This window comes from Amycolatopsis stemonae (assembly GCF_054781455.1).
The window spans coordinates 378,471-391,827 of record NZ_BAAGUJ010000002.1 but is presented as its reverse complement, the minus strand read 5'-3'; the positions used below and the strand labels follow the sequence as shown (position 1 = coordinate 391,827).

Genomic DNA, 13,357 nt, shown 5'->3' with positions numbered 1-13,357 from the left:
CTCGGCGGTGGGAGCCCACCCAGGCTAGAGCTGTGAGTTGGATCACACAATAGATCGATCGGTCAGAAGTGGTGCTCTCGGTCGTCCTGGACGTGCTCCGCCCGGGCTAACCACTGTTCGGCCTCGTGGGCGGCGCCCCTCGACCGCAGCATCCGCGCCAGGCTGAGCATGCCCTGGACGTCGCCCGTGTCGGCGGCCCGGCGGAACCACTGCTCCGCTTCGGCGAGGTCGTCGCGGTGTTCGGCGAGGTGGCCGAGGTTGGTGAGGGCGGGGACGCTGCCGTGTTCGGCGGCCTTGCGGTACCAGGCGCCGGCCTCGCCTTCGTCGCCGCGGTTGCGGGCGAGCACCCCCAGGTTGGTCATCGCCGCCGGGTCGCCCCGCTCGGCGGCGTCGAGGTACCAGTTCTCCGCTTCTTCGAGGTCGCCGCGCCGGTGCAGCAGCAGCCCGAGCCGGACGATCGCCTCCACGTGGCCGCCGAGCGCACCCTGGCGGTACCACGCTTCGGCGTCGCCGGGTCTGCCGAGGCGCTCCGCCTGCCTGCCGAGCTGGCAGGTCGCCGCGAGGTCCCCGGCCAGCACGGCCGAGCGCCACCAGCGGGCCGCTTCGGCGGCTTGACCGCGGTCGCGCAGCACCATGCCGAGGTCGATCATCGCGCCGGTGATCCCGGATTCGGCGGCCTGCCGCAGCCACGACTCGGCCTCTTCGGGCCGGCCCTGCTCGCGGAGGATGTGCCCGAGCGCGGCGATCGAGGGCAGGTCGCCGGTGTGGGCCGCCTCGCTGTACCAGTGCTGGGCGTCTTCGCGCTTGCCTCGCCGTTCGTAGGACCGGGCGAGGTTGAGCATCCCGTGCGGCTCGCCGGCCAGCGCCGCTTCGTGGTACCAGCGCTCGGCTTCGTCCCGGGCCCCGCGCTCGGCGAGCAGGTGCGCCAGCGACGTCATCGAGACGCGGTCGCCCCCCATCGCGGCCTTGCGGAACCACGCCTCGGCCTCGGCGAGATCCCCGCGCTCGCGCATCGCGGAGCCCATCCGCGCCATCGCGACGACGTTGCCGCCCTCGGCGGCCTTGCGCTGGAAGAACTCGTCGAACTTCTTGAGCCGGCCGGGCATCGGCTGCTCCCTCCGGATGGGTCCTGCTCCGGTAGTCGCAGATGATCGGCTCGGTGTGACACCTCCGCTGTGGGTGGGCGAGGTCACATTCGCGCCAGGTCGTCGTGTCGGCGCGGTTTTCCCAGGCCGGCACGGGTGAGACTACGCCGCGCGCACGCGCAGGTGAGAGGAGAAAATCTTGGCGGCCCGCGGCTTTCGGCTCAGCGTGACGCAGCGATCTCTGCTGGTAGTCGCGGTCCTGGCGATCGCCCTCTTCGGCTACTGGGCGACGAGCCGGAGCTCCGGCGCGACCCCGCCGCCGTCGTCGTCCTCGGCACCGGTTCCGGTCAACGCGGCCGACGCGCAGAAGCAGCTCGGGGAGCTGAAGATCGCCGACCGGACGTCCATGGACGGCTACTCCCGCGAGAAGTTCCCGCACTGGGACAGCCAGGGGTCGGGCTGTGACACCCGCGAAGTCGTGCTGAAGCGCGCCGGCAAGGACGTCAAGACCGACAAGGACTGCAGGGCGACGTCCGGGACGTGGACCAGCGTCTACGACAACGAGACCTGGACGAAGGCGACCGACCTCGACATCGACCACATGGTCCCGCTCGGGCAGGCCTGGGCGAGCGGTGCGAAGACGTGGACGACCGAGAAGCGCGAGCAGTTCGCCAACGACCTGATCCGGCCGCAGTTGTTCGCCGTCACCGACAACCTCAACCAGCAGAAGAGCGACAAGGCACCCGACCAGTGGAAGCCGCCGCTGGTGTCGTTCTGGTGCACCTACGCGACCGACTGGATCGTGGTCAAGCACTACTACGGGCTGACCGTCACGCAGCCCGAGAAGACCGCCTTGACGGACATGCTGCGCCGCTGCTGAGCTGGCCGGCATGACGACCTTCGCGCTGGTCCACGGGGGCGGCGGCAGCGGCTGGGACTTCCACCTGCTCGGCCCGGAGCTGGTCGCGCGCGGCCACGGCTTCGTCGCGCCGGACCTGCCGATCACCGATCGGGCGGCCGGGCTGACCGCGTTCACCGACGCGGTGCTGGCGGCCCTGGGCGACGCCTCGGACGTCGCCGTCGTCGGGCATTCGTACGGCGGGTTCACCGCGCCGTTGGTCGCGGAGAAGGTTCAGGCGCGGCTGCTGGTGTACCTGGCCGGGATGATCCCGGCGCCGGCCGAGCCGCCGGGGCGGTGGTGGTCCGCCACGGGCTTTTCGGCACCCACGGGCTTGAGCGAGGCCGAGCAGTTCTTCAACGGCGTCCCCGCGTCGCTCGCCGAGGAGTGCCAGGCGCGCGGGCGCGACCAGGTGAGCAAGGAGTGGGACGAGCCGTGGCCGCTGCCGGCCCACCCGGACGTCCCGACCCGGGTGCTGCTGTGCCGCGACGACCGGTTCTTCACGCCGGACTTCCAGCGCCGGGTGGCCGTCGAGCGGCTCGGCGTCACCCCGGACGAGATCGACGGCCCGCACTGCGTGCCCCTGAGCCACCCGGCCGAGCTGGCCGGCCGGCTGGTGAGCTACCTCTGACTGCGCCGATCGGGTAGCGGAAAACTTAAAGGTCTAGACCTATTGACTGTGTGGTCCAGGCCACTTAACGTCTTTTTCAGCGGCGAACCCGCGCCTCCCCACCTGCGTCACCTCCACCCCGGTCCCCACCATGGAGGTTCCTCGTCATGCGCTTCGCCAGGGTCCTCACGCTCGCGGCGGTCGCCGCCGGCGGTCTCCTCGTCGCTCCGGCGGCACCCGCGTCGGCGGCCGCTTTGCCCGCCTGCCAGCACTTCTACCAGGGCACCATCCCCGACCGCCCGGTCACCGGCGGGCACGGCCCCGGCACGCTCGTCGGCGCGGTCGACGTCAGCAACCGCTTGCCCGCACCCGGTTCCGTCACCGGCGGCCTCGGCAGCGACGGCAAGGTCACCTTCACCTTCGCCCGCGTCCCCGGCGCGAAGGCCTACCGCGCGTTCCGCAACGGCCAGGCCCTGCAGTGGATCAGCGACTGGGGCCAGCCGACGCTCACGGTGACCGACGCGAGCCCGTGCCAGAACGCGAACTACCAGCTCTACGCGATGACGGCCGAGGACAACTCGCCCGGCTCGCTCGGCCAGATCTCGACGGCCTACCGCCTCGACAGCGGCAACCACCTCGCCGCCTACCGCATCCCGGCCGGCACCACGCTGACCTACCGCGTCACGTCCTACAACGACGTCGCCCAGACCGCGCTCGGCTACAACGCCGGCCCGGGCTTCTGCGCCGTCGACGCGCGGAACATCCCGTGGGGCACCAGGTTCTCGGTGCCGGGCTACGGCGAGTGCTACGCGGCGGACATCGGCAGCTGGATCAAGGACGACATCGTCGACGTCTGGCTCCCCGGCGCGCAGGCCGACGCCTGGGGCATCCAGCGGCTCACCCTGACCGTGCGCTGAGAGGAGTGCCGTGAAAGCCAAGCTCGCGCTCGCCGCGACGATCCTCTCCGCGGCGACGGTGCTCGTCGTCTCGCCCGCGACGGCCGCCACCGCACCTTCGGCCGCGTTCGCCAAGGACTCCGACTGGGGCTCCGGCTACCAGGCCAAGTACACGATCAGCGCGGGCACGTCCGCGTTGACGAGCTGGAAGCTGGAGTTCGACCTGCCGGCCGGCTCGACGCTCGGGTCCTATTGGGACGCGCTCGACACCCCGAGCGGCACGCACCACTCGTTCGCCAACCGGGAGTACAACGGCTCGGTCGCCGCGGGCGCGTCGACGAGCTTCGGTTTCCTCGTGAGCGGCAGCGGCCTGCCCGCGAACTGCACGCTCAACGGCCGGCCGTGCACCGGCACCACGGTCCCCCCCGACCACGACCACCACGCCCACGACCCCGCCGCCGACGACCACCACCACGCCGCCGCCGAGCGGGGGCAGTGCGCGCGTGTCGCCGTACATCGACATCACGATGGCGACGCCGTCGCTGGTTTCGGTGGCGAACGCGACCGGCCAGAAGAACTTCACGCTCGCCTTCGCGCTCGGCAGCAGCCTCGGCTGCGACCCGCAGTGGGGCGGCACGGTGCCGCTGCTGGATTCGCGGATCATCAACGACGTCACCGCGTTGCGGTCGCTCGGCGGCGGGGTCACGGTGGCGACGGGCGGCGCGCTCGGCCCGTACCTGGAGAACGTCTGCGGCTCGGTGGACGCGCTTTACGACGCGTACGTGAAGGTCCTGGACGCGGTGGGCAGCAACAGCCTGGACGTCGACGTCGAGGCGTCGATCCCGACCGCGACGGTCAACCAGGCCCTGCTCAGGCTGCAGCAGCAACGCGGTACGCACATCAGCTACACGATGCGGATCCAGGGCCAGGACTACGGGATGGACCCGTTCTCGGTGCAGATCCTGCAGGACGCGGCTTCGCGCGGGTTGACCGTGGTGGTCAACCCGATGCTGATGGACTTCGGCTACAGCGGTTCCTGGGGCGACGCGCTGGTCTCGGCGGCCACCGCGACACTGGGCCAGCTGAAGACGATCTGGCCGGCGAAGTCCGACTCGGAGATCAAGGGCCTCCTGGGCCTGACCCCGATGATCGGCCGCAACGACACGGGCCCGATCACGGACCAGGCGGCGGCCCGGCAGCTGCTGTCGTTCGCCCAGGCCAACCACGTGGCGAGCATCGGCTTCTGGTCGGTCGGCCGCGACAACGGCGGCTGCCCCGGGGGCGGCGCGGTCCCGAACTGCTCCGGGATTTCCCAGTCGCAGTACGAGTTCACGAACATCTTCAAGGCCTACACCGGCTGAGCCTCCCGCCCGCCGAAAGGCCGTGAAGGCCTCCTCGCCGACGTCCCCCCTGCCCCGGCGAGGAGGCCTTCATGGGCGGTGCCTCACCAGCGGTCGAGGTGCAGCACGTCTTCCAGCGGCTGCCGCGCGGCCGGCTTGAAGGTGTCGCCCGTGTAGAACGCCGTCGGGATGAGCGCCGCCTGGTGGACGTTCTTCGGCAGCCCCAGGACTTCCGCCGCTTCCTGCTCGTACTTCAGGTGCAGCGTCGTCCACGCCGTGCCCAGGGTCACGGACCGGGCCGCCAGCATGTAGCTCCACACGGCAGGCAGCAAGGAGGCCCACAGCCCCGCCTGGTTGCCCTCCGGCAGCTCCGCCGACGCCGTCTCCAGGCACGGGACCACCAGCACCGGGACATCACCCATCCGGTCGGCCAGGTACTCGACGCTGCTGCCGACCCGCTGCTGCACCGCGGCCCGCGAAGGATCGTCGGCGAACTGCTTGCCCGCCGCGTTCGGGGACGCCAGGTACTCGTGGCACGCGCGGCCGTAGATGCGCCCGAGCGCCGCCCGCTGGCCGGCGTCGGTGACCACCAGCCACTGCCAGCGCTGGGTGTTCGAGCCGCTCGGCGCCTGCAGTGCCACCTGCACGCAGTGTTTCACCAGGTCGAGCGGGACCGGCCGGTCGAAGTCCAGGCGCTTGCGGACCGTCCGGGTGGTCGTCAGGAGCTCTTCGGGCGTCATCATCGGCCCATCATGCCGGGACTACCAGCGATCGTGCACGAGCGGCCGGACGAGCTCGTCGTACGTGGCGCGGACGCCGTCGAGCGCCTCCGCGGACAACGGCGGAAGCGCAGCCGCCACCGTGTTCGCCGTGGCCTGCGAAGCGTTGCGCGCGCCCGGGATCACGGTGCTCACGCCCGGCTGGTCGAGGATCCAGCGCAACGCGAACTGCGCCAGCGTCTGCCCTTCGGGCACCAGCCCGCGCAGCCGCTCGACCGCCTCCAGCCCGACCTCGAACGGCACGCCCGCGAACGTCTCGCCGACGTCGAACGCCTCGCCGTGGCGGTTGAAGGTGCGGTGGTCGTCGGCGGCGAACGTCGTGGCCGCCGTGTAGCGCCCGGACAGCAGGCCCGACGCCAGCGGCACGCGCGCGATGATCCCCGCGCCCGCCTCCGCCGCGGCGGGCAGCACGCGCTCGAGGGGCTTGAGCCGCAGGCAGTTCAGGATGATCTGGACGGACGCCACGTTCGGCCGCGCCAACGCCGTCAGGGCCTCTTCGCAGGTCTCCACGCTCACGCCGTACGCCTTGATCCGGCCTTCGGCGACCATCTCGTCCAGTGCGTCGTACACCGCGTCCGACGAGTACACCGGCGTCGGCGGGCAGTGCAGCTGGACGAGGTCGAGCGTGTCGACGCCGAGGTTGCGGCGCGACCGGTCGTTCCACTCGCGGAACTTCGCCGCGACGTAGTTCTCCGGCACCTGCTCGACCCGGCGGCCCATCTTGGTCGCCACGAACACGTCGCGCCCGGCGGCGAAGCGGCCGACCAGCCGCTCGCTGCGGCCGTCGCCGTAGACGTCGGCGGTGTCGAAGAACGTGACGCCGGCGTCGGCGGCCGCGTGCAGCACCGCCAGCGCGTCCTGCTCGTCGACCTCGCCCCAGTCCGCGCCCAGCTGCCAGCACCCGAGCCCGACGACGGACACCTCGCGGCCCAGCCGGGCGATCTTCCGGTTCTCCATGCCGCGATCCAAGCACACGGCCCCGCCTATGATCGGCCGTCATGGCCATGACGTCGGGTCCGGACGGACTCGGGACCCGGATGCGGCACGTCCTCGAGATCTTTGAGGCCGACGTCGCGACGTTCCTTGCCGACATCGGTCTCGACGACTACCGCCCGCGGTACTCGCCGGTGGTGCGGGCGCTGCTCGCGCACGGTCCGCTGGCCATCCGGGAGCTCGCCGCGGAGATGGGCGTGACGCACTCGGCGGCGAGCCAGACCGTCGCGCAGATGAACCGCGCCGGGCTCGTCGCCCTCGAACCCGGCGCCGACGCGCGGCAGCGGATCGTGTCGCTCACCGACAAGACCCGAGGACTCCTGCCGCTGATCGAGGCGGAGTGGACGGCGACGACCGAGGCGTCCGAGGCGCTGGAGGCCGAGCTGCCGTACCCGCTGCGCGGGGTGCTGGACGCGATCGTCGAGGCGCTGGAGCGGAAGCCGTTCCGGCAGCGGATCGGGGAGACCGGCGCCGCGCGGGAGCTCCTGGGCCCCTGATCAGGCGCCGGGGACGCGGAAGACCGCCCAGACGAACTTGCCGCCGGGGCAGCGTTCGAAGCCCCAGTCCTCCGACAGCGCCTGGACCAGGACGAGCCCCCGGCTGCGGGCCTGCGCCGGCGACGGCGCCCGCAGCTCGGGCAGCAGGGAACCGGTGTCGTACACCCGCAGCGTGAGCCGTCCGTCCGCGTACGCCAGCTCAAGCGCCTGGGGGCACTCGCCGTGTTCGAAGGCGTTCGTGACCAGCTCGGACGTCGCCAGCAGCACGTCGTCCAGCTGCGGCTCGGTGAACCCCAGGCCGAGCATGGCGGAGCGGACCTCGTGCCGCGCCCGCGCCGGGGCCGTGACGTCGGCCGGCAGGAGCACCGTGAGCGGCGCGGCGGGCACAGCCGGGCGCTGCGGCAGCTTCGACGTCGTCATCGGTCCCCCTCCCAGTGAGTCCGGTACCGTCCGCGAGGTACCCACGCGCGCGAACGGCTAATCAGGTGCCGTCGGCGAGCTCGGATTCGTTCAGGCCCGAACGCAGCTTCTTCAAGGTCGCAGCCAGCAACCGCGACACCTGCATCTGGGAGACCCCGACGCGGCGCGCGATGTCCGACTGGCTCATCCCGGAGCCGAACCGCAGCGCGACGATCTTGCGCTCCCGGTCGGGCAGGCTCTCCAGCATCGGGCGCAGCGCCTCGCGCAGCTCGGCCTGGCCGAGCTCGGCGTCCGGTGCCCCGAACCGGGTGTGCGCCGCGTTCTCCAGCAGGTGGTCGAGCGACGCGCCGTAGCGGCCCTGACCAGCGCGAAGGCCCTCGTAGACGTCTTCGATGGGCACACCGAGCCGGGCGGCGATCTCACTGGGCTTCGGTGCGCGCGAAAGCTGCACCGTGAGCTCCTCGCGCGCGGCGGAGATGTTGGCGTTCAGCTCCTTGAGCCGCCGCGGCACCCGCACCGACCAGCTGTTGTCCCGGAAGTGGTGGCGCAGCTCGCCGGAGATGGTGGGGACGGCGAAGGCCAGGAAGTCGGTGCCCTGGCCGGGGTCGAACCGGTCGACGGCGTGGATGAGCCCGACCGTGGCGATCTGGACCAGGTCCTCCATCGCCTCGTCGCGGTTGCGGAACTTCCGGGCGAGGTTGCGCGCCAGCTCGAGGTGGCCGCGCACCAGCGTGTCCCGGATGGTCTCCCGCTCCGGGGAGCCGGCCGGCAACGCGGCGAGCCGGGTGAACAGGGCGCCGACGTCGAGAGCGTCCTCGCCGCGCTCGGCGGGGTCGGTCACGAGTCCGCCGCCTGGCTCTCCCGGACGAGGTCGACCCGGGACAGGTAGCGGCCGTCCTCGGGCGTCACCGTGCGCTGGGCCGACGTCGCGAGCGCGGTGAGCAGCTGCCACGACAGGCCGGTGTCGTCTTCGTGGTCCGGAGTGTCCGAAAAGACCGAAACCGAAACCTCGATGCGCGGCCCGTTCCACGAGAACGTGCAGGTCAGCTTGCCGTCCGAGCTGGCGGGGAGCAGCAGCGAGCAGGCTTCGTCCACCGCCATCCGGAGGTCCTCGACGGCGTCCAAGTCGAAGTCCTGGCGCATCGCGATGTCCGCCACGATGGTGCGCAACGTCGGCACGACGTGCGGGATCGCGGCCGTCCGCACCTCGATGACCTGCGCGCCTTCCGGCACGAGCGGGGCGTTGTCCTCCACGGTTGTTCCTTTCTCCGGCTCGCGCTCCAGGGTTCGGCGGTGTCCTCTTCACGCCCGGTCGCGAGATGCCCGTGGGGTGAGCAAACCAAACCCGGGTTTGATCCGCTGCACCGGCGGGCATGTAGCGATCGACATGATTGACCTGGGAAAGGCAGGGACGACATGGCTGACGTCAGCCGGCTGCCCAACGTGGTTGCTGAAGAGTGGGAATGGCAGCTGCGCGGTTCGTGCCGGGGCGCGGACAGCAGCCTTTTCTTCCACACGGACAACGAACGGGGTTCGGCGCGGGAGCGGCGCGAGTCCCGGGCCAAGGCCATCTGCCAGACCTGCCCGGTCCTGGCCCAGTGCCGCACGCACGCGATGACGGTACAGGAGCCCTACGGCATCTGGGGCGGCCTCGGCGAGATCGAACGGCGGCAGCTGTTCCTGCGCCAGCGGCGGGCGGCGCGGAAGGCCGTGAGTGCGCACTGACCAGGCAGGATCCGATCGCACGTGAACAGTCCGCGCGAAAGGGCGGCGGCCGTGGCGGGCTCGGCCGCTTCCTGGGTTAGGGTTGGCCCCGGAGTTGCCTTGACCGTGCCCCGCGAGAGCTTGGGAAGGCACGGTGACACGGTTGCCGCTTGAGACAACAGGCGCGTACCCGGCGCAGGAGCAGCGCCTGACGAGGAGAAACTGCATGCCCGCAGCCGACCAGAACGCCACCCCGCCCGGGTTCGGCATCACGCTGGACACCGACGCGACGGAGCCCCGGGTGGTGGTCACCGGCGAGCTCGACCTGCTGACCAGCCCGCAGCTGCAGGAGGCCCTGGCGGGGCTGATCGCGGACAAGCGGGCGCAGCGGGTCGTGGCCGATCTGACCGGGGTGACCTTCTTCGATTCCTCCGCGCTGAACGTGGTGCTGCGCGCACAACGCCAGGCCGGCGAGCAGGACGTCGAGCTCGAGGTCGTCCCGAGCCCCGCCGTGAGCCGCGTGATCGAGCTCACCGGCGTGGCCGAACACCTGAGCGTGTCGGAGGACCCCCAAGCCTGACCGCCCGCTACGGTTCCGCGGACCGAGTTCGGTGCGGGGACCTTGGGGGCGGCACGATGATGGGGCGGACGCACGCCCTGACCGGCTGGTGCGCGGGCTTGGCCCTGGCGCCCGCGGTCGGGGCGGGTTCGGTGCACCAGGCGGTGGTTTTCGCCGCCACGACGGCGGGTTTCGCCCTGCTGCCCGACCTGGACCACCCCGGCGCGAGCGCGTCCAAGCTCCTCGGCTGGCTGACGGGCGCGTTGTCGTGGCTGCTGCGCCGCGTCTCGGCGGCGTTCTACGCGCTGACGAAGGGCCCGCGCGACGAGAAGGTGACGGGCCAGCACCGCCACCTGTCCCACACGGTCCTGTTCGCGGCCGGCCTCGGCGCGTTGACGTCGTGGGGCACCGAGGCGGGCGGTCCGTGGGCCGTCGTCGGCGTGGTGGTCTTCGGGCTGATGCTGGCCGAAGGTGCGCTGGGCGACTGGCTGCTGCCGGTGAGCGGCGCCGCGATCGCCTGGTGGTTCTTCACGGCGCCGCCCGACCGGGCCGGCGAGCTGGCGTCCATCACGGGCTGGCTGGGCGTCGCGGTGGCGGCCGGCTGCCTGACCCACTGCCTCGGCGACGCGCTGACCGAGTCCGGCTGCCCGTTCCTCTTCCCGATCCCCATCGCCGGCGAGACCTGGTACGAGCTGGGCCCGCCGAAGGCCCTGCGGTTCAAGACCGGCAAGAAGGTCGAGAAGCGGCTCGTCTTCCCGGTGTTCGCGGTGCTGGCGGTGCTGCTGGTGCCGGGGGTGTGGGACTACGGCGTCAGCACGTTCGAGCGCCTGTTCATCCCGCCGGCGTCCCAGCAGGCGACCACGCCTTGAGCCGGTCCGCCGCGGCCGCGGTGTCGGTGTAGTCGCGGGTGTGCGCGATCAGGCCGTCCTCGACGGTCATCACCATCACGTAGGGGACGACGAAGCTTTCGCCGCCCATTTCCTGGTGGAGGTCGAACTCGGCGACGAGCACCGCCGGATCGGCCGTCTCGTGCACCACGACGTTGCCGGCCTTCGTGACGCGGCGGGCCGCGCCCGCGCGGCGGAACCGGCGGCGCAGCTCCTCGCGGCCGTGGGTCACCCGCGGTGCTCCGGGCAGCGTGAACGGCATTTCGAGGACGACGTCTTCGGCGTAGCAGTCGGCGAGGTCGTCCCAGCGGTTTTCGACGCTCGCGGCCAGGAAGCGGTCGAACACCTCGCGCGTGCGCAGCGAGGCGAGGGAGAGGTTCGGGTAGTCGCGGTAGGCCGTGATCTCCCCGCCGGCCACCGTGACCACGCCGACCGACGACGGCCGGCCGGACACCGCGAGTTCGAGAACGAACCCGGATTCCGTCACCTGCGCCGTGACCTGGGCTTCCGTCACGCCCAGGGCGCGCGCCCGCACACCGGCCGCGTCGAGTTCCGCGACGATCGCGTCCCGGCCTTCGGTGCGCTGACCGAGGAACGGCAGCTCGTACACGGCGTCGGCGGCGAAGAGGTCCGCGAACGGCGTGGTGTCCAGCGTGGACATCCCTTCCCGGACGCGGGTGGCGATTTCGGGCACGGTGCGTGGCATCGGAATTCTCCTGGAAGACTGGACGTTGAATCGGAACGGTGCACCCGCTTACGACGATACGGAGCGCGCGTTCCGGTTGTCAACGAGGAGACGAACATGGAGAAGATGCGCGCGGACGCGCGGCGCAACCGGGCCAAGGTCCTGGCTGCCGCCGAAGAGGCGTTCGCCGCCGACGGGCTCGCCGTGCCGCTGGACGACATCGCGCGGCTGGCCGGCGTCGGCGCCGGCACCGTCTACCGGCATTTCCCCAGCAAGGAAGCGCTCTTCCAGGCCGTCGTGCTCGAGCGCATCGAGCAGTTCGCCGAAGAGGCCCGCGGGCTCACCGGCGCCGCGGACCCCGGCGAGGTCTTCCTCGACTACTTCGTCCGCGTCATCAAGCAGGCTTCGCTCAACCGCGCCATCTGCGACGCCCTCGCCGAGTCGAGCGGGCACGCCTTCAAGGCCGGCGCGGGCGACGAGTTCCGCGCGGCCCTGGCGGAACTGCTTGCCCGCGCCCAGGAAGCCGGCACCGTCCGACGGGACATCGACGGCGACGACCTGCGGGCGCTCATCGTCGGCTGCCTGGCCGTCGAGCGGTATTCGCCGGGCAGCCGCCACCTGGTGCGCGTGGTCGTCGACGGGCTGCGCGCGTCAGCCGGAGAAGGCGACGTCGCGTAGCTGCGCCCGGCTGGCGATGCCGAGCTTCGGGAACAGCTTGTACAGGTGGTAGCCGACGGTCCGCGGGCTGAGGAACAGCCGCGCGCCGATCTCCCGGTTCGACAGCCCGGCCGCCGCCAGCTCCGCCACCTGACGCTCCTGCGTCGTCAGCTGCCCGGTCCCCGGCACGGCCGCCCCGGTCGCGCGCAACTCCCGGCCCGCGGTCGCCGCCCACTCGGCCGCGCCGAGGCTTTCGAACGTCTCGAGCGCGGCCCGCAGCGGACCTTTCGCCTCGGTGACGCGCTTTTCCCGGCGCAGCCGCTGCCCCTCCCGGAGCCGCCTGCGCGCCTGCTCGAAGGGCAGGTCGATCGCCGCAGCGGCGACGTCCCGGTGGCCCGGCGCGGCGGCCCGGGCCGACTCCGTGTCGGCGCGGTCGATCGCCGCGGCAGCGACCACGTCCCGGTGCCCGAGTGCCGAAAGCCGTTCGGCCGCCTCGGCGAATTCGCCGCGCGAGAGGTGCAGCGAGCCCACTGCCCACCGGGCCTGGGCCGCAGCCAGCGCGTTGTCCTGGGCCGGCGCCGCGCGCAGCACGCGCTCCGCGTACCGGCGGCACGCCGTGGCGTCCCCGCGCAGGGCCGCGAGCCGGGCCAGGACCGCGTGGGCGTCGGCCGACGTCACGTGCTGCTCGGCCGCGGTGCGCAGGGCCTCCTCCGCGTGCGCCTGCGCGTCGGCCCAGCGGCCCAGGTCGAGTTCGAGGTCCGCCAGCCAGACCAGCAGCACCGCGTGCAGGGCGAGGATTCCGTTGGCGCGCAACCGTTCCGCCGCGACGAGCCCGAACTCCCGGGTCGCCTGCCGGTGCGGGCCGCGGCGGCTGATCGCCATCGTGACGAGCCAGCGGTGCGCGTGCCGCTCGGTGAGCGTGTCCGGTACCGCGTCGAGGATCTGCCACGGGTCCGGCGTCTCGCGGTCGCCGGCGAGCAGCTCGGCCAGGACGTGGAAGCCGGGTTCGCACGGCAGCGCCGTGATCCGCTTCGCCAGCTCGAGGACGTCGTCCCAGCGGTCGCGGTGGTGGGCCGCGTCGATGGCCAGGAACAGCAGGCGCGCGGCGTGGCTCGGCTCCACGTGACCCGCGAGCCGCGTCAGGTGGTCCTGCGCCGCGGCGAGGTTGCCGCTGTACAGCTCGATCAGCCCGCGCAGCCGACCTGCCTGGGGCCGCGCGACGGGCTCGGGGACCGTCGAGGCCATGACGTCGAGGAGCCGCCGCGCCCGGGCCGGGTTTCCGGCCTTCCACGCGGAATGGGCCGCCTCGGCCAGCCGGCCGGCCCGCGCGCTTTCGTCCATGGCCTC

Annotated in this window: 17 protein-coding genes and 1 pseudogene; 10 read left to right on the top strand and 8 right to left on the bottom strand. The window is 72.1% G+C overall.

The annotated features are described in order from the left end of the window. Positions 1–62: 62 nt before the first annotated feature. The gene (locus tag ACYVLJ_RS08025) at positions 63–1,106 is read right to left on the bottom strand and encodes a tetratricopeptide repeat protein (RefSeq protein WP_460438220.1); all 1,044 of its coding nucleotides are present in this window, start codon (positions 1,104–1,106) and stop codon (positions 63–65) included. 178 nt (positions 1,107–1,284) lie between these two features. On the opposite strand from ACYVLJ_RS08025, the gene ACYVLJ_RS08020 reads away from it, so the two are divergent. From ACYVLJ_RS08020 to ACYVLJ_RS08000, 5 genes and pseudogenes are all read left to right on the top strand, one after another. Then, positions 1,285–1,965, top strand: coding sequence for an HNH endonuclease family protein (locus tag ACYVLJ_RS08020; protein WP_460438219.1), 681 nt, complete (start codon positions 1,285–1,287; stop codon positions 1,963–1,965). Between the two features lie 10 nt (positions 1,966–1,975). After that, entirely contained in the window at positions 1,976–2,614 is a 639-nt protein-coding gene (locus ACYVLJ_RS08015; protein WP_460438218.1) for an alpha/beta fold hydrolase, read from the top strand. Between the two features lie 146 nt (positions 2,615–2,760). Beyond that, positions 2,761–3,510 carry a 3D domain-containing protein gene (locus tag ACYVLJ_RS08010; protein ID WP_460438217.1) on the top strand — a complete coding sequence of 250 codons (750 nt, stop codon included), beginning with the start codon at positions 2,761–2,763 and terminating at the stop codon, positions 3,508–3,510. Between the two features lie 10 nt (positions 3,511–3,520). Then, positions 3,521–3,835: pseudogene (locus ACYVLJ_RS08005) on the top strand (cellulose binding domain-containing protein); the annotation flags it as partial. A 157-nt stretch (positions 3,836–3,992) separates the two neighbouring features. Then, the gene (locus ACYVLJ_RS08000; RefSeq protein WP_460438216.1) at positions 3,993–4,850 is read left to right on the top strand and encodes a glycoside hydrolase family 18 protein; all 858 of its coding nucleotides are present in this window, start codon (positions 3,993–3,995) and stop codon (positions 4,848–4,850) included. Positions 4,851–4,933: 83 nt separating this feature from the next. Here the strand turns inward: ACYVLJ_RS08000 and ACYVLJ_RS07995 are convergent, their stop codons facing one another. Together ACYVLJ_RS07995 and ACYVLJ_RS07990 are read right to left on the bottom strand one after the other, a co-directional pair. Further along, entirely contained in the window at positions 4,934–5,572 is a 639-nt protein-coding gene (locus ACYVLJ_RS07995; RefSeq protein WP_460438215.1) for a nitroreductase family protein, read from the bottom strand. An 18-nt stretch (positions 5,573–5,590) separates the two neighbouring features. Then, a complete protein-coding gene (locus ACYVLJ_RS07990) occupies positions 5,591–6,565 on the bottom strand; it encodes an aldo/keto reductase (protein WP_460438214.1) in 975 nt (324 codons plus the stop codon). A gap of 41 nt (positions 6,566–6,606) precedes the next feature. On the opposite strand from ACYVLJ_RS07990, the gene ACYVLJ_RS07985 reads away from it, so the two are divergent. After that, positions 6,607–7,098: a MarR family winged helix-turn-helix transcriptional regulator gene (locus ACYVLJ_RS07985; protein ID WP_460438213.1), complete on the top strand. Its 492-nt coding sequence runs from the start codon at positions 6,607–6,609 to the stop codon at positions 7,096–7,098. On the opposite strand, the gene ACYVLJ_RS07980 is transcribed toward ACYVLJ_RS07985, so the two are convergent. From ACYVLJ_RS07980 to ACYVLJ_RS07970, 3 genes are all read right to left on the bottom strand, one after another. Next, positions 7,099–7,518 carry an ATP-binding protein gene (locus ACYVLJ_RS07980; protein ID WP_460438212.1) on the bottom strand — a complete coding sequence of 140 codons (420 nt, stop codon included), beginning with the start codon at positions 7,516–7,518 and terminating at the stop codon, positions 7,099–7,101. 61 nt (positions 7,519–7,579) lie between these two features. After that, positions 7,580–8,359 carry a sigma-70 family RNA polymerase sigma factor gene (locus ACYVLJ_RS07975; protein ID WP_460438211.1) on the bottom strand — a complete coding sequence of 260 codons (780 nt, stop codon included), beginning with the start codon at positions 8,357–8,359 and terminating at the stop codon, positions 7,580–7,582. Next, complete coding sequence (locus tag ACYVLJ_RS07970; protein ID WP_451971655.1) at positions 8,356–8,772, bottom strand: anti-sigma factor; 417 nt, start codon at positions 8,770–8,772, stop codon at positions 8,356–8,358. Before ACYVLJ_RS07970 ends, ACYVLJ_RS07975 begins: the two co-directional genes overlap by 4 nt. A 162-nt stretch (positions 8,773–8,934) precedes the next feature. Between ACYVLJ_RS07970 and ACYVLJ_RS07965 the strand changes: the two genes are divergently transcribed. From ACYVLJ_RS07965 to ACYVLJ_RS07955, 3 genes are all read left to right on the top strand, one after another. Continuing rightward, positions 8,935–9,243, top strand: coding sequence for a WhiB family transcriptional regulator (locus ACYVLJ_RS07965; RefSeq protein WP_310968083.1), 309 nt, complete (start codon positions 8,935–8,937; stop codon positions 9,241–9,243). A gap of 205 nt (positions 9,244–9,448) precedes the next feature. Beyond that, positions 9,449–9,802, top strand: a complete 354-nt coding sequence (locus ACYVLJ_RS07960; protein WP_086862300.1) for an STAS domain-containing protein — start codon at positions 9,449–9,451, stop codon at positions 9,800–9,802. Positions 9,803–9,861: 59 nt separating this feature from the next. Beyond that, positions 9,862–10,650: a metal-dependent hydrolase gene (locus tag ACYVLJ_RS07955; RefSeq protein ID WP_460438620.1), complete on the top strand. Its 789-nt coding sequence runs from the start codon at positions 9,862–9,864 to the stop codon at positions 10,648–10,650. Here the strand turns inward: ACYVLJ_RS07955 and ACYVLJ_RS07950 are convergent. After that, positions 10,613–11,374 (bottom strand): nuclear transport factor 2 family protein, encoded by a 762-nt coding sequence (locus tag ACYVLJ_RS07950; protein ID WP_451971658.1) that lies wholly within the window; start codon positions 11,372–11,374, stop codon positions 10,613–10,615. The two genes, ACYVLJ_RS07955 and ACYVLJ_RS07950, sit on opposite strands and share 38 nt — an antisense overlap. 96 nt (positions 11,375–11,470) lie before the next feature. Between ACYVLJ_RS07950 and ACYVLJ_RS07945 the strand changes: the two genes are divergently transcribed. After that, on the top strand, positions 11,471–12,031 hold the full coding sequence (locus ACYVLJ_RS07945) for a TetR/AcrR family transcriptional regulator (RefSeq protein ID WP_460438210.1): 561 nt from the start codon (positions 11,471–11,473) through the stop codon (positions 12,029–12,031). Here ACYVLJ_RS07945 and ACYVLJ_RS07940 read toward each other — a convergent pair. Then, complete coding sequence (locus ACYVLJ_RS07940) at positions 12,005–13,351, bottom strand: helix-turn-helix transcriptional regulator (protein WP_460438209.1); 1,347 nt, start codon at positions 13,349–13,351, stop codon at positions 12,005–12,007. The two genes, ACYVLJ_RS07945 and ACYVLJ_RS07940, sit on opposite strands and share 27 nt — an antisense overlap. Positions 13,352–13,357 lie beyond the last annotated feature (6 nt).

Coding starts and splice junctions, on each gene's coding strand:
- ACYVLJ_RS08025 (WP_460438220.1), bottom strand. CDS start 1,106: ATGCCCGGCCGGCTCAAGAAGTTCGACGAGTTCTTCCAGCGCAAGGCC.
- ACYVLJ_RS08015 (WP_460438218.1), top strand. CDS start 1,976: ATGACGACCTTCGCGCTGGTCCACGGGGGCGGCGGCAGCGGCTGGGAC.
- ACYVLJ_RS08010 (WP_460438217.1), top strand. CDS start 2,761: ATGCGCTTCGCCAGGGTCCTCACGCTCGCGGCGGTCGCCGCCGGCGGT.
- ACYVLJ_RS07995 (WP_460438215.1), bottom strand. CDS start 5,572: ATGATGACGCCCGAAGAGCTCCTGACGACCACCCGGACGGTCCGCAAG.
- ACYVLJ_RS07990 (WP_460438214.1), bottom strand. CDS start 6,565: ATGGAGAACCGGAAGATCGCCCGGCTGGGCCGCGAGGTGTCCGTCGTC.
- ACYVLJ_RS07985 (WP_460438213.1), top strand. CDS start 6,607: ATGGCCATGACGTCGGGTCCGGACGGACTCGGGACCCGGATGCGGCAC.
- ACYVLJ_RS07980 (WP_460438212.1), bottom strand. CDS start 7,518: ATGACGACGTCGAAGCTGCCGCAGCGCCCGGCTGTGCCCGCCGCGCCG.
- ACYVLJ_RS07965 (WP_310968083.1), top strand. CDS start 8,935: ATGGCTGACGTCAGCCGGCTGCCCAACGTGGTTGCTGAAGAGTGGGAA.
- ACYVLJ_RS07960 (WP_086862300.1), top strand. CDS start 9,449: ATGCCCGCAGCCGACCAGAACGCCACCCCGCCCGGGTTCGGCATCACG.
- ACYVLJ_RS07955 (WP_460438620.1), top strand. CDS start 9,862: ATGGGGCGGACGCACGCCCTGACCGGCTGGTGCGCGGGCTTGGCCCTG.
- ACYVLJ_RS07950 (WP_451971658.1), bottom strand. CDS start 11,374: ATGCCACGCACCGTGCCCGAAATCGCCACCCGCGTCCGGGAAGGGATG.
- ACYVLJ_RS07945 (WP_460438210.1), top strand. CDS start 11,471: ATGGAGAAGATGCGCGCGGACGCGCGGCGCAACCGGGCCAAGGTCCTG.
- ACYVLJ_RS07940 (WP_460438209.1), bottom strand. CDS start 13,351: ATGGACGAAAGCGCGCGGGCCGGCCGGCTGGCCGAGGCGGCCCATTCC.